The sequence below is a fragment of the Thermomonas flagellata genome (genome assembly GCF_022419185.1).
GTDB lineage: Bacteria > Pseudomonadota > Gammaproteobacteria > Xanthomonadales > Xanthomonadaceae > Thermomonas > Thermomonas flagellata.
In genome coordinates, this window is sequence record NZ_JAJOZK010000003.1 from 131,495 (window position 1) to 156,675 (window position 25,181).

The following is a 25,181-nucleotide window of genomic DNA, read 5'->3' on the forward strand; positions in this document are numbered from 1 at the left end:
CGGCCCGCCGCGCGGGCCCCCCAACCAGGATGTTGCGAATGCCCCGATCCCTGCCCCGCCGCCTGCTGACCCTCGCCCTGGCCTCGGCGCTCGCGCTGCCGGCCTGGGCCCAGGCGACGTTCGCGCCGTTCACGGTGACCGACATCCGCATCGACGGCCTGCAGCGCATCGGCGCCGGCACCGTCCTGACCTACCTGCCGGTCGAGCGCGGCGACACCCTGGACGCCGCCAAGGCCGCGCAGGCGCTGCGCGCGCTGTACAAGACCGGGTTCTTCCAGGACGTGAAGCTCGACCACCAGGGCGGGATCCTGGTGGTGAGCGTGGTCGAGCGCCCGGCGATCAACAAGCTGACCATCACCGGCAACAAGGACCTCAAGACCGAGGACCTGATGAAGGGCCTGAAGGAGATCGGCCTGGCCGAGGGCGAGACCTACAACCCGCTCAACCTCGACCGCGTCACTCAGGAACTGACCCGGCAGTACAACAACCGCGGCAAGTACAACGTCCAGATCACCCCGACCGTCACCCGCCTCGACCGCAACCGGGTCGACGTGACGCTGGCGATCAAGGAAGGCAAGGCGGCCAAGATCCGCCACATCAACCTGATCGGCAACGACAGCTTCAGCGACAAGGACATCACCAAGAACTGGGAGTCGCACACCAGCAACTGGCTGTCCTGGTACAAGCGCGACGACCAGTACTCGCGCGAGAAGCTCTCCGGCGACATCGAGAAGCTCAACTCCTGGTATCTCGACCGCGGCTACATCGACTTCAGCCTGGACTCCACCCAGGTCGCGATCAGCGGCGACAAGAAGGACATGTTCATCACCGCCGGCATCACCGAGGGCGACGTGTACACGGTGTCCGCGGTCAGCGTCTCCGGCGACACCATCCTGCCCAAGGAGGACATCGAGAAGATGGTGTCCTTCATCAAGCCCGGCAGCACCTTCTCGCGCGCGTGGCTGGAGCTGGCGACCAATGCGATCACCGCGCGCCTGGCCAACGTCGGCTACGCGTTCGCCAAGGTCAACCCGGTGCCGACCATCGACCGCAGCAAGCGCACGGTGGCGATCGACTTCCAGGTCCAGCCCGGGCCGCGGGTGATGGTCCGCCGCATCGTGTTCAAGGGCAATACCCGCACCGCCGACCAGGTGCTGCGCCGCGAGATGCGCCAGTTCGAGAACACCTGGTACTCGCAGGCCGCGATCGACCGCGGCAAGGTGCGCCTGGACCGCCTCGGCTACTTCGAGGAGGTCAGCGTGGACAACGAGCCGGTCGCCGGCAGCGACGACCAGGTGGACGTGGTCTACACGGTCAAGGAGACCACCTCCGGCAGCATCTCCGCGGGCGTCGGCTATTCCCAGCTGACCGGCGTCAACCTGTCGCTGCAGCTGTCGGAGAACAACTTCCTCGGCACCGGCAACCGGGTCTCGACCTCGATCACCCGCAGCATCTACCAGCGCCGCTACGACTTCACCTTCGTCAACCCGTACTTCACCGACGACGGCGTCTCGCTCGGCTACAACCTGTGGTGGCGCAAGTTCGACTACTCGAGCTTCAACGTCGCCCAGTACTCCACCAACAGCGGCGCCGCGCAGGTGTTCACCTCGGTGCCGATCAGCGAGAGCGACTCGGTCTCGCTGATGTTCGGCATCGACAGCAACAAGATCCTGGCGATTGAGGGCTCCACCCCGCCGCCGCTGGTGGACTACATCAACGCGGTCGGCAACCGCACCTTCCACGCCTGGCGCATGCAGGCCGGCTGGGGCCGCGACACCCGCAACGACTACTTCATGCCGGTGGTCGGCATGACCCAGAACCTGACCGCCGAGATCACCCTGCCCGGCTCCACCGTCGAGTACTACAAGCTGCAGTACGACGTGGCGCGCTACTGGCCGATCAGCCGCGCGCTGGTGCTGCGCACCGCGCTCAACCTGGGCTACGGGGATTCCTACGGCAAGACCTTCACCCGCAACCTGTGCTTCACCCCGCCGACCCTGATCGACAGCAACAACGACGGCGTGGTCGACACCTCGGTGCCCGGCCCGCCGCCGAGCGTGCCGTGCCTGACCACCTCGCCGGACTACGTGAAGACGGTGACCGCGCGCGGCCTGCCGTTCTTCGAGAACTTCTACGCCGGCGGCATCGCCGCGCAGGGCCGGGTGCGCGGTTTCATGGACAACACCCTGGGCCCGGTCTACATCTCCCCCGGCGGCTTCCGCCAGCCGCTGGGCGGCTCGTTCCTGCTGGCCGGCTCGATCGAGACGGTGTTCCCCAAGCTGTTCGACAGCCCGGCGGCGCGGGTCTCGGCGTTCCTCGACTTCGGCAACGTGTACGACGGCTGGAAGAACTTCAAGGCCAACGAACTGCGCGCATCGACCGGCGTGGCCCTGCTGTGGCGCTCGCCGATGGGCCCGCTGTCGATCAGCTATGCGTTCCCGCTGCGCAAGAAGCCCGGCGACCAGCTCGAGCGCCTGCAGTTCACCTTCGGTGGCGGCTTCTGAGGCCGGCATGCCCGGCACCGCGGTCCTCGCCTCGGAACTGGCCCGCCGCTTCGGCCTGGATCTCCAGGGCGAGGACCGCGCGCTGGACGGGGTCGCCACCCTCGCCCGCGCCGGCGCGACCCAGCTGGCCTTCCTGGCCAACCCGCGCTACCGCGCGCAGCTGGCACAGACCCGCGCCGGTGCGGTGGTGCTGCGCGCCACGGACGCCGCCGGCTTCGCCGGCAGCGCGCTGATCGCGCGCGACCCGTATGCCGCGTTCGCGCGGATCGCCGCGCTGTTCGAACCGCGCCCGGCGCGTCCGCCCGGGATCCATCCGAGCGCGGTGGTCGACCCCAGCGCCCAGGTCGACCCCAGCGCGCACGTCGGCGCGCACGTCGCAGTCGGCGCGCGCAGCCGGATCGGCCCCGGCTGCGTGGTCGGCCCCGGCTGCGTGATCGGCGAGGACTGCGAACTCGGCGAGGGCTGCGAGCTGGTGGCGCGGGTCACCCTGGTCACCCGCGTGCGCCTCGGGCGGCGGGTGCTGGTGCACCCCGGCGCGGTGCTCGGCGCCGACGGCTTCGGCATCGCCATGGACCAGGGCCAGTGGCTGAAGGTGCCGCAGCTGGGCGGGGTGGTGGTCGGCGACGACTGCGAGATCGGCGCCAACACCACCATCGACCGCGGCGCGCTGGACGACACCGTGCTCGAACAGGACGTGCGCCTGGACAACCAGATCCAGATCGCGCACAACGTCCACATCGGCGCGCACACCGCGATGGCCGGCTGCGCCGCGGTGGCCGGCAGCGCGCGGATCGGCCGCCACTGCCTGATCGGCGGCGGCGCCGGCATCCTCGGCCACCTCGAGCTGTGCGACCGGGTGGTGGTCACCGCGATGTCGCTGGTGACCCACTCGATCCGCGAGCCGGGCGAGTATTCTTCCGGCACCCCGCTGATGGAGAATCGGCGCTGGCGGCGCAGCGCGGCGCGGTTCAAGCAGCTGGACCGCATCGCGCGCCGCGCCGGCGCCGGCGACAAGGACACCGAATGAACGACGCCGCCTTCACCCCGCTGTTCACCCCGCCGTTCGGGCCGGCCGAGATCGAGCGCCTGCTGCCGCACCGCTATCCGTTCCTGCTGGTCGACCGCGTGCTCGAGTTCGAGAAGGACCGCCGCGTGCTGGCCTACAAGAACGTCAGCTACAACGAGCCCTTCTTCGGCGGGCACTTCCCCGGGCACCCGGTGATGCCGGGGGTGCTGGTGATCGAGGCGATCGCGCAGGCCGGCGGCGTGCTCACCCAGCTCTCGCGCGATCCGTCCGAGCTGGGCAAGGACACCTTCTACCTGGTCAAGGTGGACAAGGCGCGCTTCAGCCGGATGGTGGTGCCGGGCGACCGCCTGGAACTGGAGGTCACGCTCGAGCGCCGCATCCGCAACATGGCGCAGTACGCCGGAGTCGCGCGGGTGGACGGCGAGCAGGCCGCCTGCGCCGAGATCATCTGCGCGGCCGCGCGATGAACGCCGCCGCGCCCGAGGTGCATCCGACCGCGGTGGTCGCCGCCGACGCCCGGCTCGGGCCGGGCGTCGTGGTCGGCGCGTACACCGTGATCGGACCGGAGGTCGAGATCGGCGCCGGCACCCGCATCGGCCCGCACTGCAGCGTGCTCGGGCCGACCCGGATCGGCCGCGACAACGTGATCCACGGCCACGCCGCGATCGGCGGCGACCCGCAGGACAAGAAATACCAGGGCGAGCGCGTCGCGCTGGAGATCGGCGACGGCAACGTGTTCCGCGAGTTCGTCACCATCAACCGCGGCACCGGCGGCGGCGGCGGCGTGACCCGCATCGGCCACCGCAACTGGTTCCTGGCCTATTGCCACGTCGCCCACGACTGCCAGGTCGGCGACGACTGCGTGTTCTCCAACAACGCCGGCCTGGCCGGGCACGTCACCATCGGCAACTTCGTGATCCTCAGCGGCTTCTCCGGGGTGCACCAGTTCTGCCGGGTCGGCGACCATGCCTTCATCGGCATGGGCGCGCTGGTCGGCGGCGACGTGCCGCCGTTCGTGATGGTCGCCCAGGACCGCCCGGCGCGGCCGCGCGGCATCAATACCGAGGGCCTCAAGCGCCGCGGCTTCACCCCCGAGCGGATCGCCGCGATCCGGCGCGCCTACCGCACCCTGTACCTCGGCGACGGCGGGCTGGAGGAGGCGCGCGCCGAGCTGGCCGAGGCCGCCGCCGGCAACCCGGACGTGCGCGCCTTCCTCGACTTCATCGAGGCCGGCGGGCGCCCGCTGCTGCGCTGAGCAGACCGCATGGCGCGCGCCGCGGGCCCCTGCTGAACCGCCCCGATGCCAGCGAGCGTGCCCGCGCCCACCCTGTCCACGCCGCCGCCAGCGGCCACGCCGCGGCCGCCCCTGCGGATCGCGCTGTGCGCCGGCGAGGCCTCCGGCGACCAGCTCGGTGCCGGTCTGGTCGCAGCCCTGCGCGCGCGGGCGCCGGACGCGCAGTTCGCCGGGATCGGCGGCGAGGCCATGCGCGCGGCCGGGGTGCAGACCTGGCACGACAGCAGCGCGCTGGCGGTGATGGGCCTGGCCGAGGTGCTGGCGCACCTGCCGCGCCTGCTCAGGCTCCGCAAGACGTTCCGCCAGCGCGTCCTCGCCTGGCAGCCGGACGTGTTCATCGGCATCGATGCGCCCGACTTCAACCTCGGCGTGGAGCGCTGGCTGAAGCAGCGCGGCGTGCGCACGGTGCACGACGTCAGCCCCTCGGTCTGGGCCTGGCGCGAGGGCCGCGCCGCGCGGATCGGCGCAAGCGCGGACCGCGTGCTGTGCCTGTTCCCGATGGAACCGCCGATCTACGCCCGCCACGGGGTGGACGCGGTCTACACCGGGCATCCGCTGGCGGACGCGATCCCGCTGGTGCCGGACCGCGCCGCGGCGCGCGCGGCGCTGGGCGTGGCGGCGGACGCGCCGGTGCTGGCGCTGCTGCCGGGCAGCCGGCTGGGCGAGATCCATCGCCTGCTGCCGGTGTTCCTCGCCGCCGCCGCGCGCCTGGCCGGCGATGTCCCCGGCCTGCAGGTGCTGGTGCCGGCGGCCAATCCGGCCTGCCGCGCGGCGATCGCGGCCGGGCTGGCCGCGGCCGCGCCGCTGCCGATGCCGGTGCAGGTCCTGGACGGCCAGGCGCAGGCGGCCATGATCGCCAGCGACGTGGTCCTGCTCGCCTCCGGCACCGCCGCGCTGGAGGCGATGCTGTGCAAGCGGCCGATGGTGGTCGGGCACCGGGTGTCGCCGGCCAGCTATGCGATCGCGCGCCTGCTGCGACTGATCCGTACCCGCCACGTCAGCCTGCCCAACATCCTCGCCGGCGAGGCGCTGGTGCCGGAGCTGCTGCAGGACGCCTGCACCCCCGGGAACCTGCACGCCGCGCTGCTGCGCTGGTTCCGCGATCCGGCCGCGGTGGCGGCGCTGCAGCCGCGCTTCCTCGCCCTGCACCAGGCCCTGCGCTGCGACGCCTCGGCGCGCGCCGCCGAGGCCGTGCTGGAGGTGGCGCGGCGATGACCCTGCGCGTCGCCGGGGTGGACGAGGCCGGGCGCGGGCCGCTGGCCGGCCCGGTGGTGGTGGCCGCGGTCATCCTCGACCCGGCGCGGCCGATCGCTGGGCTGGACGACTCCAAGCGCCTGAGCGCGGCACGGCGCACCGCGCTGGTGCCGCGGATCGAGGCCACCGCGCTGGCCTGGCGGGTGGAGTTCGTGTCGGTCGCCGAGATCGACGCGCGCAACATCCTGCACGCCACCCTGGACGGCATGCGGCGCGCGCTGGCCGCGCTGCGGCCGCCGCCGCAGCACGCCCTGGTGGACGGCGACCGCGTCCCGGACGGGCTGGCCTGCGCGGCGACCGCGGTGGTCGGCGGCGATGCCAGCGAACCGGCGATCATGGCCGCCTCGATCCTGGCCAAGGTCGCCCGCGACCGCCACATGCAGGCGCTGCACCGGCGCTATCCGCAGTACGGGTTCGACCGCCACATGGGCTACCCGACCCCGGAGCACCGCGCCGCCCTGCTGCGCCACGGCCCCTGCCCGGAACACCGGCGCAGCTTCGCCCCGGTGCGCGCCGCGCTGGCCGCGCGCGGCTGAGCCGGCTGTCAAGCCTTGTCCGCGCCCGGCGCCGGGCCTACCCTGCCGGGGCCCGCCAGGACGCGTGATGCCCGCCCGCTTCGTCCACCTGCACCTGCACAGCGAATACTCGCTGGTCGATTCGACCATCCGCCTACCGGACCTGGTCGCGGCCTGCGCGGCGCGCGGACTGCCGGCGGTGGCAGTGACCGACCTCGACAACCTGTTCGCGCTGGTCAAGTTCTACAAGCAGGCGGAGAAGGCCGGGATCAAGCCGATCGCCGGCGCCGACCTGCGGATCGCCGAAGGCGACGCCGCGGCCGCGCGCCTGACCGTGCTGTGCCGCGACCACGCCGGCTACCTCAGCCTGTCGCGCCTGCTGACCCGGGCCTGGATGGAAGGCCACCGCCTCGACGGGGTCGCGCTGCGCCCGGCCTGGCTGGAGGACAACGCCGGCCTGTTCGCGCTCGCCGGTCCGCAGTCGGAGCCCGGCCTGCTGCTCGCCGCCGGCCGCCCCGACCACGCCGAGCAGGCGCTGCGCGACCTGCAGGCGCGCTTCGGCGAGCGCCTGCACCTGGAGCTGGTGCGCTGCGGGCGCCCCGGCGAGGAGGCGTTCAACCGCTTCGCGCTGGAGGCCGCGGCGCGCCTCGGCATCCCGCTGGTGGCCAGCAACGACGTGCGCTTCCTCGACCCGGAGGGCTTCGATGCGCACGAGGCGCGGGTGTGCATCGCCAGCGGACGCACGCTGGACGACCCCAAGCGCCCGCAGGACTACAGCCGCGAGCAGTGGCTGAAGCCGGCGGAGGCGATGGCCGCGCTGTTCGCCGACGCGCCCGACGCGATCGACAACGCGCTGGCGCTGGCCAGCCGCTGCAACCTCGAGCTGCGGCTGGGGACCTACTACCTGCCGGCGTTCCCGGTGCCGGCCGCGGAGACGCTCGACAGCTGGATTCGGCGGCAGGCGCGCGACGGCCTGCAGGCGCGCCTGGAGAAGCACCCGCTGGCACCGGGCAAGACCCGCGCCGACTACGACGCGCGGCTCGAGACCGAGCTGGACGTGATCGTGAAGATGGGCTTCCCCGGCTACTTCCTGATCGTGGCCGACTTCATCAACTGGGCCAAGCAGCACGGCATCCCGGTCGGCCCCGGGCGCGGCTCCGGCGCCGGCTCGCTGGTGGCATGGGCGCTGGGCATCACCGACCTCGACCCGCTGCCCTACGACCTGCTGTTCGAGCGCTTCCTCAACCCGGAGCGGGTGTCGATGCCGGACTTCGACATCGACTTCTGCATGGACCGCCGCGACGAGGTGATCGAGTACGTCGCACGCAAGTACGGGCGCGACCGCGTCAGCCAGATCATCACCTACGGCACCATGGCCGCCAAGGCGGTGTTGCGCGACACCGGGCGCGTGCTCGGGCATCCCTACGGCTTCGTCGACGGCCTGGCCAAACTGATCCCGCTGCAGCCGGCCGACCCGGTCACCCTCGCCGACGCGCTCGGCACCAGCGCGCGCGCGCGCCAGGAGCCGGAACGCCAGGTCGCGGAGTTCCGCCAGCGCTATGACGGCGACGACACGGTGCGCGACCTGGTCGACCTCGCCCTGCAGCTGGAGGATCTCACCCGCAACGCCGGCAAGCACGCCGGCGGCGTGGTGATCGCGCCCTCGCCGCTGTCCAACTTCTGCCCGCTGTACGCCGAGCACGACGGCCAGGGCCGCGGCAAGAACCCGGTCACCCAGTTCGACAAGGACGACGTGGAGGCGGTCGGGCTGGTCAAGTTCGACTTCCTCGGCCTGCGCACGCTGACCATCATCGACTGGGCGGTGAAGGCCATCAACGCGCGCCGCCGGGCGGCCGGCGAGGCGCCGCTGGACATCGCCGCGCTGCCGCTGGACGACGCCGACACCTATGCCCTGTTCGCGCGCGGGCAGACGGTGGCCGTGTTCCAGTTCGAATCGCGCGGCATGCGCGAGCTGCTCAAGCGCGCGCGCCCGGACCGCTTCGAGGACATCATCGCGCTGGCGGCGCTGTTCCGCCCCGGCCCGCTCGGCAGCGGCATGGACCGCCAGTGGTGCGACCGCAAGCACGGGATCGAGGAGGTCAGCTACCCGCACCCGGCGCTGGAACCGGTGCTGGCGCCGACCTACGGCGTGATCGTGTACCAGGAACAGGTGATGCAGATCGCGCAGGTGCTGGCCGGCTATTCGCTGGGCGGCGCCGACCTGCTGCGGCGCGCGATGGGCAAGAAGAAGCCCGAGGAGATGGCCAAGGAGCGCGCCAAGTTCGAGGCCGGCGCCGCCGCGCGCGGGGTCGACCCGAAGACCGCGACCCAGATCTTCGACCTGATGGAGAAGTTCGCCGAGTACGGCTTCAACAAGTCGCACTCGGCGGCCTACGCGCTGGTCGCCTACCAGACCGCCTGGCTCAAGGTGCACTACCCGGCCGAGTTCATGGCCGCGGTGCTGTCCTCGGACATGGACAACACCGACAAGGTGGTCGGCTTCCTGGCCGAGGCGCGCGCGCTCGGGATCGACGTGCAGCCGCCGCACGTGAACGCCTCGGACTACCGCTTCCGGGCCGAACCCGACGGGGCCATCCGCTACGGCCTGGGCGCGGTCAAGGGCGTCGGCCAGGGCGTATGCGAGGCGATCGTGGCCGCACGCGCGGCCGGCGGCGCGTTCACCGGCCTGCTCGACTTCTGCCAGCGGGTGCAGGCCAGCGGCCTGAACCGGCGCACCCTGGAGGCGCTGATCCAGGCCGGCGCGCTGGACGGGCTGGCCCCGACCCGCGCCTCGCTGATGCTGCAGCTGCCGCAGGTGCTGCAGGCCAGCGAGCAGATCGCGCGCAGCCGCGAGGCCGGCCTGCAGGACATGTTCGGCGCCGCGGAGGCCGCCAGCCCGCTCGACGTGCCGCTGCCGACCTGCGCCGAATGGCCGCTGGCGCAGCGGCTGGCGGGCGAACGCGAGACCCTCGGGCACTACCTCAGCGGGCACCCGCTCGACCCCTACCGCGAGGAGCTGCGGCAGCTGGTCGGGCACGACCTCGGCGGGCTGGACGCGGTCTGGGAGGCGCGCCCGGCCGACGCCCGCAGCGGCTGGCGCCCGGAGCTGACCGTGGTGGTCGCCGGGCAGGTCGCCTCGGTGCGCAAGCGCGGCGACGACCAGTCCTTCGTGGTGCTGGAGGACGGCCGCGGCCGGATCGAATGCGGGTTCTTCGGCCAGCAATGGCAGCAGTACGCGCCGCTGCTGGTGCGCGACCGCATCCTGCTGGTCGAGGGCGGCCTGCGCGAGGACGAATTCAGCGGCGGCTTCTCGCTGCGCGCGCGCCGCGCCTGGGACTACCCGGCATGGGTGGCCGAAAGCCGCGGCCAGCGCCTGCAGCTGGAGCTGGACCTGCGCGCGCACGGTGCGCTCGAGCAGCTGGCGCGGGTGCTGCGCGAGCGCCGCGGCAGCACCCCGGTGCTGATCGAGGCCACCACCGCGGCCGGCCGCGGCCGGCTGCTGATCAACGGCGACGGCGGACTGCGGGTGGACGCGGACCTGCCGGACCTGCTGCGCGGGCTGCCGGGGGTGGGCCGGGTGCGCCTGCAGCTGGCGCGCCCGTGGGCGGAATGAGCCCGCGCGCGGCGGGGCGCCTGCCACCTACGGTTCGGTACGGTCGCCGCGCTGGGCTACACTGCCGGCGATGAACCCGAACTACCTCGATTTCGAGCAGCCGATCGCGGACCTGGAGGCCAAGATCCAGGAACTGCGCCAGGCCAGCAGCGCACCCGGGCTGGACGTGGACGCCGAGGTGCGCGCGCTGCAGGACAAGCTGCGCAAGCGCACTGCCGCGATCTTCCGCGATCTCAGCCCGTGGCAGGTGTCGCAGCTGGCGCGCCACCCGCAGCGGCCGTATACCCTGGACTACCTGCGCCTGATTTGCGAGGAGTTCCAAGAGCTGGCCGGCGACCGCGCCTTTGCCGACGATCCGGCGATCGTCGGCGGGCTGGCGCGGATCGACGGCCGCGCGCTGGTGGTGGTCGGGCACGAGAAGGGCCGCGACACCAAGTCCAAGGTCCGGCGCAACTTCGGCATGCCCAAGCCAGAGGGCTACCGCAAGGCGTTGCGCCTGTTCAAGCTGGCCGAACGCTTCCGGCTGCCGGTGCTGACCTTCATCGACACCCCCGGCGCCTGGCCCGGGATCGACGCCGAGGAGCGCGGCCAGTCCGAGGCGATCGCCCGCAACCTGCTAGAGATGAGCCAGCTGCGGGTGCCGGTGGTGTGCACCGTGATCGGCGAGGGCGGCAGCGGCGGCGCGCTGGCGATCGGCGTGGGCGACCGCACCCTGATGCTGGAATACAGCACCTACTCGGTGATCAGCCCGGAAGGCTGCGCCTCGATCCTGTGGCGCGACGCGGCCAAGGCCAAGGACGCGGCCGAGCAGCTCGGCCTGACCGCGCGCCGGCTCAAGGAGCTCGGGCTGATCGACAAGGTGGTGCGCGAGCCGATCGGCGGCGCCCACCGCAATCCGGTGCAGATGGCCAAGCGCCTGAAGGCGGTGCTGCTGAACGAACTGGACGCGCTGCAACCGGTGCCGATCGACACCCTGCTGGAGCGCCGCTACCGCCGCCTGCGCGGCTACGGCGCCTACGAGACCGCGGCGGCCTGAGACCCGGCGCGCGCTGCGCGCGGGCGCGCTGCTTGCTAGAGTCCCCGCGCCGCCATCCGGGCGGCGTCTGGGGAGGACACCATGGTCATCAAGCGTATCGGAGTGCTGTCCGCCGGCAAGCTCGCCGGCATCATCGCGGCCGCGATCGGGCTCATCGTCGGGCTGCTGCTGTTCCTGTTCAGCAGCCTGCTCGGCGCCGTGGTCGGCAACAGCCTGGGCCAAGGCAGCGGCATGGCCGCGGGCCTCGCCGGCGGGGTCGCCGGGATCATCGTGCTGCCGATCCTGTACGGCGTGTTCGGCTTCATCGGCGGGGTGATCCAGGCCTTCATCTACAACCTCGCCGCGGGCGTCGTCGGCGGGCTGCAGATCGAGGTGGAATGAAGCGCATGCGCGCCGCGCCCCGGCGGGCGCGGCGCCGCCGTCCATGCAACCCTCCGGCATGCCACTGCACCTGCCGCCGCTGCCGCGGGACGGCCCGCTGCGGGTGGGCTTCAGCGGCGGGCTGGACTCGCGCGTGCTGCTCGATCTGCTCGCGGCCGATCCGCGCATGCGCGCGCTGGGGCTGTCGGCGCTGCACGTGCACCACGGCCTGCATCCCGAGGCTGATGCCTGGGCGGCGCACTGCGCAGGCGTGTGCGCTGCGCTCGGGGTGCCGCTGCAGGTCGTGCAGGTCCGCGTGGACCGGGACTGCGGGCTCGGCCCGGAGGGCGCGGCGCGGCAGGCGCGCCACGCGGCGTTCGCCGAGGCGCTCGACGCCGACGAAATCCTGGTGCTCGCCCACCACCAGGACGACCAGGCCGAGACCCTCCTGCTGCGCGCTCTGCGCGGCGCCGGCGTGGACGGCCTGGCGGCGATGCGCCCGTGGCGGCGCTTCGCCCGCGGCTGGCTGTGGCGCCCCCTGCTGGCGCAGCCGCGCGCGGTGCTGGCCGCCTATGCCCGCACCCACGGGCTGCAGTGGCTGGAGGATCCGAGCAACGCCGATCCCGCCCTCGACCGCGGCTTCCTGCGCCGCGAGATCCTGCCGCGGCTGCGCCAGCGCTGGCCGCAGGCGACCGCCGCCCTTGCGCGCAGCGCTGCGCTGAGCGCACAGGCCGCCGACCTACTGGCCGACGAGGACGCGGCCGCGCTCGTGGCCGCCCGCCTGGGCGCAGACACCCTGCGCGTGGAGGCCGTGCGCGCCCTGCCCGCCGCGCGGCGCATGCGCCTGCTGCGGCACTGGATCGCCGCGCTCGGGCTGCCGCCGCTGCCGGAGCGGGCACTGGCGCGGGTCGAGGGCGAACTGCTGGCCGCGCGCGCGGATGCGCAGCCGCGGATCGACTGGCACGGCGCGCGCCTGCAGCGCTGGCGCGACCGCCTGCACGCCGGCCCGATCCGCCCCGCGCTGCCGCCCGACTGGAGCACGCTCTGGGACGGCCGCACGCCGCTGCGGCTGCCGACCGGCGACTGCCTGCTGCTGGAGGGTACCGCCGGCTTCGATGCGCCGCTGCAGGTGCATGCCCGCCGCGGCGGCGAGCGCCTGCGCCTGCCCGGGCGACGGCATACCCATGCACTCAAGCACCTGCTGCAGGAGGCCGGGATTCCGCCGTGGGAGCGCGCGCGCCTGCCGCTGCTGCGGCATCCCGACGGCGCGCTGCTGGCCGCGGGCGCCGCGCTCATCGGCGCGCGCCTGGCCGACTGGCTGCAGCACCACCACGCCCGCCTGCACTGGCAGCCGCTGCCGTAAACTGCCGGTATGAGCAGCCAAGCCCCCACCCCGCCGCCGGTGCCCACGGTGGCCAATTTCGAGGCCTCCATGCAGGAACTGGAGGCGCTGGTCGCACGCATGGAGAAGGGCGACCTCAGCCTCGAGGAATCGCTGCAGGCCTACCGCCGCGGCGTGGCCCTGTACCAGGCCTGCGAGAAGATCCTCAAGGACGCCGAACTGCAGGTGCGCACCTTGGCCGATCCGCTGCAGGCCGACGCGGATGCCGGCGCGGACGACGATGCCGGATTCTGAGGCCCGCCTCGCCGGCTGGCGGGCGCGGGTGGAGGCCAGCCTCGACGCGGCGCTGCCGCGGCCCGAGGCCAGCCCCGCGCGCCTGCACGCGGCCATGCGCCACGGCGTGCAGGGCGGCGGCAAGCGCATCCGCCCGCTGCTGGTGTACGCCACCGGCACCGCGCTCGGCGCGGACGAGCCCACGCTCGATGCCGCCGCCGCCGCGGTCGAACTGGTGCACTGCTACTCGCTGATCCACGACGATCTGCCGGCGATGGACGACGATGTGCTGCGCCGCGGCCAGCCCACGGTGCACGTCGCGTTCGACGAGGCCACCGCGATCCTGGCCGGGGATGCGCTGCAGGCGCTGGCGTTCGAACTGCTCGCCGGGGCCGCGCTGCCCGCGGAGCGCCGGGTCGCGATGCTGGCGGAGCTGGCGCACGCTGCCGGCGCCGCCGGCATGTGCGGCGGGCAGGCCCTGGATATGCAGGCCAGCGGGCAGCAGCTGGAGCTGGCCGCGCTGGAGATCCTGCACGCGCGCAAGACCGGCGCCCTGCTGCGCGCCGCGGTGCGCCTGGGCGCGCTGGCCGCGGGTGCGGACGCCGGCACCCGTGCCGCGCTCGATCGCTATGCCGACGCGCTCGGGCTGGCGTTCCAGATCCGCGACGACCTGCTCGACGTGGAAGGCGATCCGGCCGTGCTCGGCAAGACCGCGGGCAAGGATGCCGCGCAGGCCAAGGCCACCTTCCCGGGCCTGCTCGGCCGCGACGCCAGCCGCGCGCGCCTGGCCACGCTGGCGGTGCAGATGCAGGAGGCCCTGCAGGCGCTGCCAGGGGAGCACGGGGCGCTCGCCGCGCTCGCGCGCCAGGTGGTCGAGCGCGACCGCTGAGTGGCGCCGCGCGCTTCAGCGCAACAGGCGCAGGGTGATCGGATAGCGGTAGGGCTGGCCGTCGTAGGCCTTGTACGCCGCGATCAGGCTGCACACCAGCCAGGTCAGGGCGATCGCCGCGTACAGCGCCAGCAGGAGCAGACCGGCCGGCGCGGTCAGCAGCAGGCCGAGGCCGAGGGTCAGCACGGTCGCGCCGACCAGCACGATGCCGATCACCACCGCGATCACCGCGTAGATCAGCATGCTCAGGTTGAAGTTCACCGCCTCGCGCGCGTGCGCGGCGGCGAACGCGGAGCGGTCGCGCACCAGCGCCCACACCGCCAGCGCGGCCAAGGTGCCGGCCAGGCCCGCGATCCAGCTGGTGAGGAAGGCCGCCAGCAGCGCGGCGACATGCGCGCCGGCCGCCCACAGGCGCTCCTGCTGGCTCGGGACCGCCGCCGCGGGGGCGATCGCCTTGATCGGTGCTTGCACGGGTGGCCTCCTGCGCGCGCGCCGGGGGATTCCGGCCGTACGCAGAGCATGGGGCCGATCCGGCCCCATGCAAGCCAACCGATGGCCTACGAACGCTGGCCGGTGATCAGGCGATCAGGCGCAGCGCGAAGGGATAGCGGTAGTCCACGCCCTCGTTGGCCTTGATCCCGGCGAGGATGCAGAACACCAGGTTCACGATCAACAGCACCGGGTAGAGCAGGAACCCGATCATGACCACGCTCAGTACGATCGCGACCACCCAGGCGATCGCGATGGTGATCTGGAAGTTCAGCGCTTCCTTGGCCTGCCCGGTCAGCCAGGCTTTCTCCGGCTTGTCCTTGTTGGTCAGCCAGATCACCAGCGGCATGATGAAGCTGAGCAGGATGCCGGACAGGTGGGTGATCAGGGCGAGGGTCTTGTCCTCCTGCGCCGGCAGCGCGCCGGAGGCCTGCGGGAAGCTGGTGTCGTTCGGACTCATGGTGGTGGTTCCCCGGGAACGGCGTACGGCCGCGATCGCCCATGCTAACGCAGGCAGATGACAGAAGCGGTCACGCCGCCCGCACCAGCCCGGACAGCGGCGCCAGCGCCGCGCTGTCCGGGAACACCCGGCGCGCCAGCACGTCCGCGCCCAGCCCGAGGTGGTCGCGCAGCACGCCCTTGAACACCGCGCGCAGGTCGGTGGTGGCGCGCAGGTCGCGGCCCTCGTTGAGCTGGGTGCGGCCCAGCCCCGGCCAGTCGCCGGCCACGCGCCCGCCGGCCACCGCGCCGCCGGCGAGGAAGGCCACCCCGCCGGTGCCGTGGTCGGTGCCGCCGGTGCCGTTGATGGCGGCGGTGCGCCCGAATTCGGTGACCACCGCCACCACCGTGCGCGGCCACACCGGCTGCGCGCCGTCGCGGAAGGCCTGCAGGCCGGCATCCAGTTCCGCCAGCTTGCGGTCGAGCACCGCCAGTTCGCCGCCGTGGGTGTCCCAGCCGGTGTCCTCCACGAAGCCGATCCGCGGCCCGTCCGGCGCGGCCATGAAGCGCGCCGCCGCGGCCATCGCCTGCGGCAGGCGCAGCCCGCCGCCGGCCTGCATCGCGGCCTGGCCGGCGTCGATCCCGGCGAAGGTGGGCGCCAGCGCCGGATCGGCGGCATACAGCAGCTGCAGCTGCTGCCACAGGATCGGGTCGATGCGGTTGCCCAGCGGCGGCGACCAGGTGCTGGCGTTGCCGCTGCCGCGCAGCGCCAGCGGCATCACCGCCGAGATCGCCAGCCCCGCCCCGCCCGGCATCGCCGCGACGCAGCGGTTCAGCCAGCCGGTGGTGCCGCCGCCGCTCGTGGTGCCGTTCTCCACGCAGTCCTGCGCCTCGAAATGCGAGCGCTGGCGGTAGGGCGGCGCCACCGCCGCGACCGGCAGCAGTTCGCCGCGCGCATACAGCGCGGCCATGCCGGACAGCTTGCCGTGCAGGGCGAAGTCGGCATCCAGCCGCAGCGGCGCGGGCTGGCCGGGGCTGGCGGCGAACGCGCCGCGCAGATCCGCGAACGCCGGGTCGCCCAGCGGCTGCAACGCGTGCAGGCCGTCCATCCCGCCGCGCAGCAGCACCAGCAGGAAGCGGGTGTCGTGCGCGCCGGTCGCGGCCAGCGCGAACCGCGGCAGCGCCGCCAGCGCCAGCGCGGAGGCGCCGAGGCCGAGGAATCCACGTCGGTCGATCCGCAGCGTCATCTTCAGGTCCTCCACTGGAAGGCAGGGCTGGCCAGCAGCAGCGCCACGCCCTGCTGGATGGATTCGGCGCGCCGCAGCGCGGTCGCAGTCTGCGCGTCCAGCGCCGCGCCCAGCGCGGCCTGGCCGAGCGCCAGCGGGGTCGTGCCGGTGTCCGGCAGGCGGGTCGCCAGCGCCTGCGCGGCCTGCACCCGCTTGAACAGGGCGTCCGGCCCGCCCCAATCGGCGGCGACATCCCCGAACCCCGCCGGCGAGCGCGGCTGGAACAGCGGCTGCCCCAGCAGCGCCTGCAGGCGCTGCGCCAGCGCGAGGTCGGACTCCGCGCCCAGCCCGCAGGCACGCAGCGCCGACAGGCAGAAGTCGTCCGGCGTCTTGAACTTGCGCGCCCCCGGCTGCCAGGCGGCGGGATCCTCGACCAGCACGCGGTACACCTGCGGCAGGTCGCCGCCGCTGTCCAGCCAGGCCCGCGCCATGCGCTGCACCAGCGCCGGCGGCGGATCGTCGCCGACGAAGTGCCGCGCCAGCTTGGTGGACACGTGGCGGGCGGTGGCCGGGTGCACGGCGAGGTCGTGCAGGATGGCGACGCCCTGGGCCTCGCCGTCCTGGCGGTAGGTCTTGCCGAACACCCGGCGCGCGCCCGGCTCGTGCGCGGCGGCGCGGAACAGGAAGGCGGTGGTGCGGTCGCCCGCCTCCGGGTCCACGCTCCAGCCGGTGATCGCGCGCGCGAATTCGGTGACGTCCTGCTGGCTGTAGCCGGCGTCCACCCCGAGCGTATGCAGTTCGAGGATCTCGCGCGCGAGGTTCTCGTTCAGGCCGCGGCGCGGGCCCTGGCCGGTGCGCTGGCGGCGGCGCTCGGCCTGCTGCGCGGCGCGCGAGTCCGCGCCCACCGACTGCGCGTTGTCCAGGTACAGCAGCATGCCCGGATGGCGCTCGACCGCCAGCAGCAGGTCGGCGAAGCGACCGTTCACGTGCGGGCGGATCGCCTCGCGCTCCATCGGCGCGGCGAACAGCGCGGCCACCCGCTTGTCCACCGAGATCGCGAAATGGTTCGACCAGAACCGCACCAGCCGCTCGCGGAAGCCGTCGTCGGCGCCGACCGCGACCTGCTGGCGCAGTTGCAGCTCGCGCTCCAGCCCCTGCCGCACTAGCCGCGCCGACTGCATCTGCGCGGCCTTGGCGTCGGCATCGCCGGACTGCCGGGCCTGCCGGCGTTGCTGCTGCAGGCGGCGGTACTGGCCGAGGTAGTCGGCGCTCGTCGGCAGCCCGGCGAACGCCGCAGGCGCCGGCGCCGGGCCGAGCTGCGCGCGCAGCCAGCTGCGCGGGTCGGGATCGATCCTCTGCAAATCGCCCGGCCGGGCCCCGAGCCCGAACCGGTTGGCGGCCGTGCCTGCCTCGCGTGTGGCCATGCGCTGCACCCGTGGAATGGAACCGCCACTGGCAACGCCGGCGCCCGCGGCCGGTTGACCGCGGCGGACGGCCGGCGTTCAGCCGCCGTCGTCGCCGGCCACCGTCATCCTGCCCACCAGGATCGAGCCGGTGCGGATGTGCGAACGCGGATCGACGTCGCGGCCGACCGCCTCGATCGCGGCGAACATCTCGCGCAGGTTGCCGGCAATGGTGATGCCATCGACCGGGTGGGCGATCTCGCCGTGCTCCACCCAGAACCCCGCGGCCCCGCGCGAGTAGTCGCCGGTCACCGGGTTCACGCCCTGCCCCATCAGCTCGGTCACCAAGAGGCCGCGGCCCATGCCGCGCAGCAGGGCATCGAGGTCGCCGGCATTGGCGTACACCTGCAGGTTGTGCGCGCCGCCGGCGTTGCCGGTGCTGGCGAGCCCGAGCCGGCGCGCTGAATAGCTGCCGAGCAGGTAGTGCTGGACGATGCCGCCGTCGACCAGCCGCGAGCGCCGGGTGGCCACGCCCTCGGCGTCGAACGCGGCGGAACGGAAGCCGCGCGGCAGGAACGGATCCTCCTCGAGCACGAACCACTCCGGGAACACCCGGGTACCGGCGCTGTCGAGCAGGAAGCTCGCGCGGCGGTAGAGCGCGCCGCCGCTGACCGCATTGAGGTAGTGGCCGACCAGCGAGCGCGCGACCTCGGCGGCGAACAGCACCGGCACCTCGCGGGTCGCCAGCGGGCGCGGATCCAGCCGGGCCAGCGCGCGCTGCGCGGCCTTGCGGCCGATCGCATCCGCCGCCTCGAGGTCGCCCGGCGCCAGCGCCACGCTGTACCAACCGTCGCGCTGCATGCCCTCGCCTTCGCCGGCGATCAGCATGCAGCCGATGCTGTAGGAGGTGCTGCGCTCGCTGCCGAGGAAGCCGTGGGAGTTGGCGTACACGCTCAGCGAGGCGTTCGCATTCACCGAGGCGCCGTCGGAATTGCGGATGCGCGCGTCGGCCGCGCGCCCGCTCTCCTCGCAGGCCTGCGCCAGCGCGATCGCCTGCTCGGCGTCGAGCGTGGACGGGTGCCAGGTGTCGAACTCGCGCAGGGTGGTCGCCAGCCAGGCCGGATCGGCCAGCCCCGCGGCCGGGTCGGGCTCGGTGTGGCGGGCGATCGCGCAGGCCTGGGCGACCGTCGCGGCCAGGCTGTCCTCGCGCAGGTCGGCGGTGCTGGCGCTGCCCTTGCGCTGGCCGAAGTACACCGTCACCGCGATCCCGCGGTCGCGGGTGGCCTCGACCGTCTCCACCTCGCCGAGGCGGACGTTGACCGCCAGCCCGGTGTCCACGTCGCAGCTCACCTCGCACTGGTCGGCGCCGGCGGCGCGCGCCTGCGCGAGCAGGCGCTCGGCGATCCCGGCCAGCTGCTGCAGGCGGGCGGGGCTGTCGTCGTGCACGGGCAGGGCATCCTGGATCGGCATGGTCGGCGGGGTCCTCATGGAGTGGGCGGTCGCTGCGAAGGCGGGACGGAGCGCGCGCGGCGCGGCCGGACGCGCTCGTGGCGTATGCTGTGGTGATGCGCGGACGCGATCCGGACACCGGCGAATACCTCGGCCCCAGCCGCAGCCAGCAGCGCCGCGCGGCGCTGGACGTGCTGGAGCTCGGGCAGCAACTGGCGGCGCTGAGCGCGGCCCAGCTGGCGCGGCTGCCGCTGCCGGAGGAACTGCTGCCGCACATCCGCGAGGCCCAGCGCATCACCGCGCACATCGCGCGCAAGCGCCAGCTGGCGTTCCTGGCCAAGCAGATGCGCGCGCTCGAGGCGGAGACGCTGGAGGCGATCCGCGCCGCGCTCGCGCAGGACGGCGCCGACGCGCGCCGCGCGACCGCGCGCATGCACCGCGCCGAGGCCCTGCGCGAGGCGCTGCTGGGCGACGCGGGCGATGCCGCGCTGGCCGCGCTGCTGGCCGCGCACCCACAGGCCGACCACCAGCAGCTGCGCCAGCTGGTGCGCAATGCGCGCGCCGAGCGCACCCACGGCAAGCCCCCGCGCGCGCAGCGCGCGCTGTACCGGCAGCTGCACGCCCTGCTGGACGACCCGGCGCCGCACGCGCACGCAGCGTCGGCGGAAACGATGGACGACGGCCCGCACGCCTGATCAGCCCGCGCGGGTGCCGCCGACGGTCAGCTCGGAGATCAGCAGCGACGGCTGGCCGACGCCCACCGGCACGCTCTGGCCGTCCTTGCCGCAGGTGCCGACGCCGTCGTCGAGCGCGAGGTCGTGGCCGACCATCGCGACCTTGCGCATGGTCTCCGGGCCGTTGCCGATCAGGGTCGCGCCCTTGACCGGGGCGGTGATCCTCCCGTCCTCGATCAGGTAGGCCTCGGTCGCGGAGAACACGTACTTGCCGCTGGTGATGTCCACCTGGCCGCCGCCGAAATTGACCGCGTACAGGCCCTTCTTCACCGCGCGGATCATGTCCTGCGGGTCGTGGCTGCCGGCGCGCATGTAGGTGTTGGTCATGCGCGGCATCACCAGGTGCGCGAAGGATTCGCGGCGGCCGTTTCCGGTGGGCGCCACGCCCATCAGGCGCGCGTTGAGGCTGTCCTGCATGTAGCCGACCAGCACGCCGTCCTCGATCAGCGTGGTGCACTGGGTGGGCTGGCCTTCGTCGTCGATGTTGAGCGAGCCGCGGCGGCCGGCGAGGGTGCCGTCGTCGACGATGGTCACGCCCCTGGCCGCGACCTGCTCACCGATCCGCCCGGCATAGGTGCTGGTGCCCTTGCGGTTGAAGTCGCCCTCCAATCCATGCCCGACCGCCTCGTGCAGTAGCACGCCCGGCCAGCCGGCGCCCAGCACCACCGGCAGCGCGCCGGCCGGCGCCTCCACCGCCTCCAGGTTCACCAGCGCCTGCCGCAGCGCCTCGCGCGCGAATCTCTCCGGCTTGCCCTCGGCCAGCAGCTCCGCGTAGCCATGGCGGCCGCCGAAGCCGGCATAGCCGGTCTCGCGGCGCCCGTTCTGCTCCACGATCACCTGCACGTTCATCCGCACCAGCGGGCGCACGTCGGCCGCCAGCACGCCGTCGCTGCGCGCCACCAGCACGGTGTCCACGCTACCGCTCAGGCTCACCATCACCTGGCGCACGCGCGGGTCGAGCGCGCGCAGCAGGGCATCCACCCGGCGCAGCGCCTCCACCTTGGCCGCGTCGTCCAGCGCCGCGACCGGATCCAGCGCCGGGTACAGCGCGCGCCCGCCGCGCACCCGCAGGCCCTGCGGCGGCTGCGGGCGGCCGTCGCGGGCGATCGCGCGCGCGCTGCGCGCGGCCTCCAGCAGCGCCCCCGGGTCGAGGTCGTCGCTGTAGGCGAAGCCGGTCTTCTCGCCGCTGATGGCGCGCACGCCCACGCCCTGCTCGATGCTGTGCGCGCCCTCGCGGACGATGCCGTCCTCCAGGCTCCAGTGCTCGCGCCGGGTGTGCTGGAAGTAGAGGTCGCCGAAGTCGACCCCGGGCCCGAGCAGGGCCGAGAAGGCGCGCTCGAGGCCGGCGGGATCGAGGCCGGCCGGGGCGAGCAGGCGGTCTTGGGCGAGAGCGAGGTGGTCCATCGGGCTGTCCTGGTCGGGGAACGGGAGGAATGGCGGCGGTCGGCGCGGATTGCAACCGGTTCAGTCCGCCGCCGGGCGCTCGCGCGCGCGCGGCAGCGGTGCCGGGCGCGCCTGCGCCTCCACCTGCGGCGCCTGCCACGCGCCGCGGATGCGGTAGCTGCGCGCACCCAGGTCCTGCATCGGGCGGTCCAGCACGGCGTTGGCGACCGCACCCACCGCGGCGCCGACCGGGCCGCCGGCGAGCGCGCCGACCGCGGTCAGCACCCCGCCCGAATGCGGGTATACGTCCACCGTCTGGTCCAGGCGCTGGCCGACCAGGTCGGCGCTGCCGCGCACCCGGATCTCGGCCGCCGGGCCGCGGATGTCGAGGTCGTCGGTCTGCACCTGGCCGCCGCCGACCCGGGCACTGCCCTGCAGGCGGTCGAACGCGAAGCCCTTGTCGAAGAAATCGCGGAAGTCCAGGGTCAGCCGGCGCGGCAACTGGGCGATGCCGAGCAGGCCAAGCACCCGCCCGGCGCCGGGCTCCACCTGCAGCAGGCGGCCGTCGCGCACGTCCACCGCCAGCTGCGCCTGCAGGCCGGCCGCGGTCAGCGCCTGCGGTCCGCCGTGCCAGCCCGCGTCCAGCTGCAGGCGGCCGTGGCCGCCGGCGAGCTGCCCGCCCAGGCCGAGCGCGCCCAGCAGGCGGCCGACGTCGTCGCTGTCGAGGCGGGCGGAAAGCTGGGTCTGGGCGGCGCCCGCGTGCCCGCTCCAGTGCCCGCTGGCCTGCAGGCGCTGGCCGGCGCCGTGGGTGCTCAGCTCCTCCAGGCGCAGGCCGTCGGCGCTCGGCTGGGTGCGCAGGCGCGCACCGCCGAACGCCAGCCCGCCCACGCGCAGGTCGGCCACGTCGATCTGCAGCGGCGGGATGCGCGCCGGATCGGGCGCGGCCGCCGCCGTGGGCGTCGCGGTGGCCGCCGCGCCCGGCCAGGCCAAGGCCGGCGGGCGCCAGTCCAGCCGCGAGAAGCGCCCGACGATCGGCGCGCCGCGCGCATTCGGCAGGGTCAGCACCCCGGCGAGCGCCGGCCCCTCCAGCTGCAGGCGCTCGCCGCCGGCGACCGGCGCCAGGGTCAGCGCGGTGTCGGCGAAGTCCGCGCCGAGCAGGTGCAGCTGCCCCACCTGCAGTTCCACCCGCCGCAGCGGCGGGCCGCCGCGGCTGCCGCCGCCGGCCAGCACCGCGCTCCAGTCGAGCGGGTCCAGCTGCGGCACCCGGCCGTCGATCCACAGCCCGCTGCCGCTGGGCGCCGCCGCCGCCCCGCCGCCGAGGCGGAGCTGCACCCCGGCCTGGGGGCCGCTGCCGCGGCTGCGCAGCGAGAGCACGTCACCCAGATCGACCGCGACCTCGCCCTGCGCCAGCGGCAGGCTGAGGTCCACCTGCACCGGCCATGCCGCGGCGGCCGGCTTGCGCAGGGGCGGCGGCAGGCCGATCGCGGTGCCGACTAGGCTGGAGCGCAGGGCCAGCCGCCCCTGCCCCGCGGCCGCGCCCTGCGGCACCGCCAGCCGCGCGCTCCACGGCGAACGCCCGTCCATCCAGGGCTTGAGCCAATCCAGCTCGCCGCCGGCATGCGCGAGCACCTGGTCGATCCCGACGCTGGCCTGCAGCTCGGCCTCGAACGCCAGCCCCGGCGCCTGCGCGTGCGGGCCGGAGCGCAGCGAGAGCAGCCCCGGCTGGCCGTCGTGGCGCACCTGCAGGCCCTCGGCGAGGATGCCGGCGCGGTCGTAGCGCAGTCGCCCGCGCACACCGTCGAACGCCAGTCCCCAGCCGTCCTCGCGCAGCGCCACGTCCTGCAGCTGCACCTGGCCCTCGACCTGCATCGGCGGCGCCGGGTGGTAGAACGGCAGGCGCAGGTGGAAATCGCCCTGCACCGGCCCCCGCGCCTGCAGCCCGTCGAGCACGCTGCCGACCTCGCGCCGCAGCGGGCTGGCGCGCAGCAGTGCCAGCACCGCCCCGGCCTCGCCGGCGGTCTCGGCATCCACCGTCAGCTCGGCCTGGCCGAAGCGCGCGATCCCGGCGCGCAGGGACGTCACCGGCACCCCGGCCAGGCGCGCGCGCCCGCTCAGGCCGAAGCCGTCGGCCTCGAACGCCAGCGCCCCGTCGACCTGCTCCGCCGCCGGCCAGTCCGGCTGGAACTTGACCCGGCCCTCGGCGATGCGGGCATCGATCCGGAACCGGCCGGCGCCGGCGCGCCCGGCCTCGGCGCGGAACGGCCAGTCGCGCAGGTCGCCGGCGACCACCGCGTGCGCATCGCGCACCCAGCCGCCCTGCAGCGCGGTGTCCAGCCAGCGCACGGTCTCCGCCGGCATCAGGTAGCGCACCCAGAACCCACGCGCGGCGGTGACCGGGGCCGGCCCGACGTCCGCGGCCAGGTCCAGCCGCGGGCGGCCGCCCTCCGCGGGGAAGCCGATACCGCCGCGCACCGCCACTGCCACCGCGTCCACCTGCAGCGCCAGGCCCGGGGTCTGTACCTGCCAGCCGGCATCGTCGCGCCAGGCCACCGCCTCGCCGTCGGCGCGGAACGCGTGCGCGACCCCGAACCCGGACGGCCAGTCGAACACCGCCTGCGCCTGCGGGTCGAAGCGCAGGCGCAGCCCGTGGCCGTCCGCGCGCAGGTCGCCGGCCACGCCTTGCAAGCCCGGGGCATGCCCGACCGGCGCGAAGCCCAGCGCGCGCAGGCGTGCGCCCGCCTGCAGCCGGTCCGGCGCCGCCGCGTCCAGCCACAGGTCTTCTGCCACTCCGCTCGGACGCGCCTGCAGCAGCCAGCGCCGCAGGCCGGGCGGCAGCCGGTCCGACAGCGCGGCCCAGGCCAGCAGCGGCCCGGCGTCGATGCGCGCGGCGCGCACCGCGTAGCGGCCGCCGCCGGCGACCGCCAGCCCGTCCAGGGTCTGCGCGCGGCGCCCGCCGCCGACCCGCAGCCGCAGCGCGCGCGCCTGCCACTGGCGCAGGGTGCCCTGCCAGTCGAGGTCGAAATCGAGCGCGCCCAGCGCCTGCGTCGGCAGCGGCGCGCCAGGGGCCAGCGGCGCCCCGGCCAGGGCCACGCCCTGCAGCCGGCCGCGGCTGCGCACGCCGACCACGCGCCCGCCGCGCAGGGTCAGCCAGGCCTCGGCCTCGCCGCGCCCGGCCGCGGCGCGCAGCCCCGCCAGCGGCGCCAGCGCGCGCCAGTCGCGCAGGTCCAGGCGCGGCGCCTGCAGGTACAGGCGCCCGTCACCGCGGTCGCGCGCGACGTCGAGCGCGGCGTATACCGGCGCCGCGTCCGCGCGCGACCGCGCGCGGACGCCGGCCTGCAGGCGCGCGCCGTGCACCTGCAGGCGCAGGTCCACCGTCGGGAAGGCCAAGTCGAGCCCCAGCTCCGGGGCCAGCACCCGCAGCCGCGCCTGCGCGACCTGCAGCTCGCCCAGCCGGCGCAGCGCATCCAGCGGATCCCCGCCGCCCGGCTGGCGCGGCAGCCCGCGCACCTGCCAGTGCCCGTCCGCCAGCCGCTGCAGGGTCAGGTCGAGCCCGTGCAGCCTAAGCTCGGTGAACGCCCGCCACGGCAGCCAGCCGGTGTACTGCGCGACCAGCAGCTCGGCATCGCCGATCCGCAGCGGCGCCGGGCCCGCCCCGATGCGCAGCCCGTCCAGCCGCAGCAGCGGGCCGCGCCGGGTCCAGGCCGTGTGCACGCGGTCGAACGCGACCGGCTGGCCAGCGCGCGCCGACAGCCAGGCGGCGATCTGCGCCGGATGGCGCTCCGCCAGCGGCAGCAGCAGGCTGCCGAGCGCGTTGCCCAGCGCCAGCCCGATCGCCAACAGCAGCGCGCCGTAGCCGAGCCCGCGCCGCAGCAGGCGCCAGCGCCGCCGCGGCGGCAGCGGATGGGCGGTGGCGGCGGGCGCGGTCAAGCCGATCCGCGCCCGCGGCCGGCGC

20 protein-coding genes are annotated in these 25,181 nt (G+C 74.5%); 13 read left to right on the plus strand and 7 right to left on the minus strand.

The annotated features are described in order from the left end of the window. Positions 1-38 precede the first annotated feature (38 nt). The 12 genes from bamA (at position 39) to ML340_RS04215 (ending at position 14,107) form a co-directional block, all read left to right on the plus strand. Entirely contained in the window at positions 39-2,504 is a 2,466-nt protein-coding gene (gene bamA / locus ML340_RS04160; protein ID WP_425608277.1) for an outer membrane protein assembly factor BamA, read from the plus strand. A gap of 7 nt (positions 2,505-2,511) precedes the next feature. After that, complete coding sequence (gene lpxD, locus ML340_RS04165; protein WP_240096958.1) at positions 2,512-3,531, plus strand: UDP-3-O-(3-hydroxymyristoyl)glucosamine N-acyltransferase; 1,020 nt, start codon at positions 2,512-2,514, stop codon at positions 3,529-3,531. After that, entirely contained in the window at positions 3,528-3,998 is a 471-nt protein-coding gene (fabZ, locus tag ML340_RS04170) for a 3-hydroxyacyl-ACP dehydratase FabZ (RefSeq protein ID WP_240096960.1), read from the plus strand. The genes lpxD and fabZ overlap by 4 nt, the downstream gene beginning before the upstream one ends. Beyond that, positions 3,995-4,786 carry an acyl-ACP--UDP-N-acetylglucosamine O-acyltransferase gene (lpxA, locus tag ML340_RS04175; protein ID WP_240096962.1) on the plus strand — a complete coding sequence of 264 codons (792 nt, stop codon included), beginning with the start codon at positions 3,995-3,997 and terminating at the stop codon, positions 4,784-4,786. Before fabZ ends, lpxA begins: the two co-directional genes overlap by 4 nt. Before the next feature lie 45 nt (positions 4,787-4,831). Beyond that, a complete protein-coding gene (lpxB, locus tag ML340_RS04180; RefSeq protein ID WP_425608278.1) occupies positions 4,832-6,040 on the plus strand; it encodes a lipid-A-disaccharide synthase in 1,209 nt (402 codons plus the stop codon). Then, on the plus strand, positions 6,037-6,615 hold the full coding sequence (rnhB, locus tag ML340_RS04185) for a ribonuclease HII (protein WP_240096966.1): 579 nt from the start codon (positions 6,037-6,039) through the stop codon (positions 6,613-6,615). The genes lpxB and rnhB overlap by 4 nt, the downstream gene beginning before the upstream one ends. Positions 6,616-6,682: 67 nt before the next feature. Next, on the plus strand, positions 6,683-10,207 hold the full coding sequence (gene dnaE / locus ML340_RS04190) for a DNA polymerase III subunit alpha (protein ID WP_275672600.1): 3,525 nt from the start codon (positions 6,683-6,685) through the stop codon (positions 10,205-10,207). Positions 10,208-10,277: 70 nt separating this feature from the next. Next, positions 10,278-11,243: an acetyl-CoA carboxylase carboxyltransferase subunit alpha gene (locus tag ML340_RS04195; protein WP_240096970.1), complete on the plus strand. Its 966-nt coding sequence runs from the start codon at positions 10,278-10,280 to the stop codon at positions 11,241-11,243. 81 nt (positions 11,244-11,324) lie between these two features. Continuing rightward, complete coding sequence (locus tag ML340_RS04200) at positions 11,325-11,624, plus strand: hypothetical protein (protein ID WP_240096972.1); 300 nt, start codon at positions 11,325-11,327, stop codon at positions 11,622-11,624. Between the two features lie 43 nt (positions 11,625-11,667). Further along, on the plus strand, positions 11,668-12,966 hold the full coding sequence (tilS, locus tag ML340_RS04205; RefSeq protein WP_425608279.1) for a tRNA lysidine(34) synthetase TilS: 1,299 nt from the start codon (positions 11,668-11,670) through the stop codon (positions 12,964-12,966). Between the two features lie 9 nt (positions 12,967-12,975). Continuing rightward, positions 12,976-13,239 carry an exodeoxyribonuclease VII small subunit gene (locus ML340_RS04210; RefSeq protein WP_240096976.1) on the plus strand — a complete coding sequence of 88 codons (264 nt, stop codon included), beginning with the start codon at positions 12,976-12,978 and terminating at the stop codon, positions 13,237-13,239. Next, complete coding sequence (locus ML340_RS04215; RefSeq protein ID WP_240096978.1) at positions 13,226-14,107, plus strand: polyprenyl synthetase family protein; 882 nt, start codon at positions 13,226-13,228, stop codon at positions 14,105-14,107. Before ML340_RS04210 ends, ML340_RS04215 begins: the two co-directional genes overlap by 14 nt. A gap of 15 nt (positions 14,108-14,122) precedes the next feature. On the opposite strand, the gene ML340_RS04220 is transcribed toward ML340_RS04215, so the two are convergent. The 5 genes from ML340_RS04220 to pmbA form a co-directional block, all read right to left on the minus strand. Then, a complete protein-coding gene (locus ML340_RS04220; RefSeq protein ID WP_240096980.1) occupies positions 14,123-14,578 on the minus strand; it encodes a DUF4870 domain-containing protein in 456 nt (151 codons plus the stop codon). A 106-nt stretch (positions 14,579-14,684) separates the two neighbouring features. Continuing rightward, complete coding sequence (locus tag ML340_RS04225) at positions 14,685-15,056, minus strand: DUF4870 domain-containing protein (RefSeq protein ID WP_240096982.1); 372 nt, start codon at positions 15,054-15,056, stop codon at positions 14,685-14,687. 70 nt (positions 15,057-15,126) lie between these two features. Beyond that, positions 15,127-16,281, minus strand: coding sequence for a DUF1501 domain-containing protein (locus ML340_RS04230; RefSeq protein ID WP_240096983.1), 1,155 nt, complete (start codon positions 16,279-16,281; stop codon positions 15,127-15,129). A 2-nt stretch (positions 16,282-16,283) separates the two neighbouring features. After that, entirely contained in the window at positions 16,284-17,684 is a 1,401-nt protein-coding gene (locus ML340_RS04235; protein ID WP_240096985.1) for a DUF1800 domain-containing protein, read from the minus strand. A gap of 78 nt (positions 17,685-17,762) precedes the next feature. Continuing rightward, on the minus strand, positions 17,763-19,133 hold the full coding sequence (pmbA, locus tag ML340_RS04240; protein WP_240097212.1) for a metalloprotease PmbA: 1,371 nt from the start codon (positions 19,131-19,133) through the stop codon (positions 17,763-17,765). A gap of 95 nt (positions 19,134-19,228) precedes the next feature. Here pmbA and yjgA point away from each other — a divergent pair, with 95 nt between their 5' ends. Continuing rightward, entirely contained in the window at positions 19,229-19,807 is a 579-nt protein-coding gene (yjgA, locus tag ML340_RS04245; protein WP_240096987.1) for a ribosome biogenesis factor YjgA, read from the plus strand. Here the strand turns inward: yjgA and tldD are convergent, their stop codons facing one another. After that, positions 19,808-21,250, minus strand: a complete 1,443-nt coding sequence (gene tldD, locus ML340_RS04250; protein ID WP_240096989.1) for a metalloprotease TldD — start codon at positions 21,248-21,250, stop codon at positions 19,808-19,810. Between the two features lie 60 nt (positions 21,251-21,310). Beyond that, a complete protein-coding gene (locus ML340_RS04255; protein WP_240096991.1) occupies positions 21,311-25,156 on the minus strand; it encodes a YhdP family protein in 3,846 nt (1,281 codons plus the stop codon). Between the last annotated feature and the right edge of the window lie 25 nt (positions 25,157-25,181).

What these genes read in the sequence shown, in the direction of transcription:
- bamA (WP_425608277.1), top strand. Translation starts at nt 39, where the DNA reads ATGCCCCGATCCCTGCCCCGCCGCCTGCTGACCCTCGCCCTGGCCTCG.
- lpxD (WP_240096958.1), top strand. Translation starts at nt 2,512, where the DNA reads ATGCCCGGCACCGCGGTCCTCGCCTCGGAACTGGCCCGCCGCTTCGGC.
- fabZ (WP_240096960.1), top strand. Translation starts at nt 3,528, where the DNA reads ATGAACGACGCCGCCTTCACCCCGCTGTTCACCCCGCCGTTCGGGCCG.
- lpxA (WP_240096962.1), top strand. Translation starts at nt 3,995, where the DNA reads ATGAACGCCGCCGCGCCCGAGGTGCATCCGACCGCGGTGGTCGCCGCC.
- lpxB (WP_425608278.1), top strand. Translation starts at nt 4,832, where the DNA reads ATGCCAGCGAGCGTGCCCGCGCCCACCCTGTCCACGCCGCCGCCAGCG.
- rnhB (WP_240096966.1), top strand. Translation starts at nt 6,037, where the DNA reads ATGACCCTGCGCGTCGCCGGGGTGGACGAGGCCGGGCGCGGGCCGCTG.
- dnaE (WP_275672600.1), top strand. Translation starts at nt 6,683, where the DNA reads ATGCCCGCCCGCTTCGTCCACCTGCACCTGCACAGCGAATACTCGCTG.
- ML340_RS04195 (WP_240096970.1), top strand. Translation starts at nt 10,278, where the DNA reads ATGAACCCGAACTACCTCGATTTCGAGCAGCCGATCGCGGACCTGGAG.
- ML340_RS04200 (WP_240096972.1), top strand. Translation starts at nt 11,325, where the DNA reads ATGGTCATCAAGCGTATCGGAGTGCTGTCCGCCGGCAAGCTCGCCGGC.
- tilS (WP_425608279.1), top strand. Translation starts at nt 11,668, where the DNA reads ATGCAACCCTCCGGCATGCCACTGCACCTGCCGCCGCTGCCGCGGGAC.
- ML340_RS04210 (WP_240096976.1), top strand. Translation starts at nt 12,976, where the DNA reads ATGAGCAGCCAAGCCCCCACCCCGCCGCCGGTGCCCACGGTGGCCAAT.
- ML340_RS04215 (WP_240096978.1), top strand. Translation starts at nt 13,226, where the DNA reads ATGCCGGATTCTGAGGCCCGCCTCGCCGGCTGGCGGGCGCGGGTGGAG.
- ML340_RS04225 (WP_240096982.1), bottom strand. Translation starts at nt 15,056, where the DNA reads ATGAGTCCGAACGACACCAGCTTCCCGCAGGCCTCCGGCGCGCTGCCG.
- ML340_RS04230 (WP_240096983.1), bottom strand. Translation starts at nt 16,281, where the DNA reads ATGACGCTGCGGATCGACCGACGTGGATTCCTCGGCCTCGGCGCCTCC.
- ML340_RS04235 (WP_240096985.1), bottom strand. Translation starts at nt 17,684, where the DNA reads ATGGCCACACGCGAGGCAGGCACGGCCGCCAACCGGTTCGGGCTCGGG.
- pmbA (WP_240097212.1), bottom strand. Translation starts at nt 19,133, where the DNA reads ATGCCGATCCAGGATGCCCTGCCCGTGCACGACGACAGCCCCGCCCGC.
- yjgA (WP_240096987.1), top strand. Translation starts at nt 19,229, where the DNA reads ATGCGCGGACGCGATCCGGACACCGGCGAATACCTCGGCCCCAGCCGC.
- tldD (WP_240096989.1), bottom strand. Translation starts at nt 21,250, where the DNA reads ATGGACCACCTCGCTCTCGCCCAAGACCGCCTGCTCGCCCCGGCCGGC.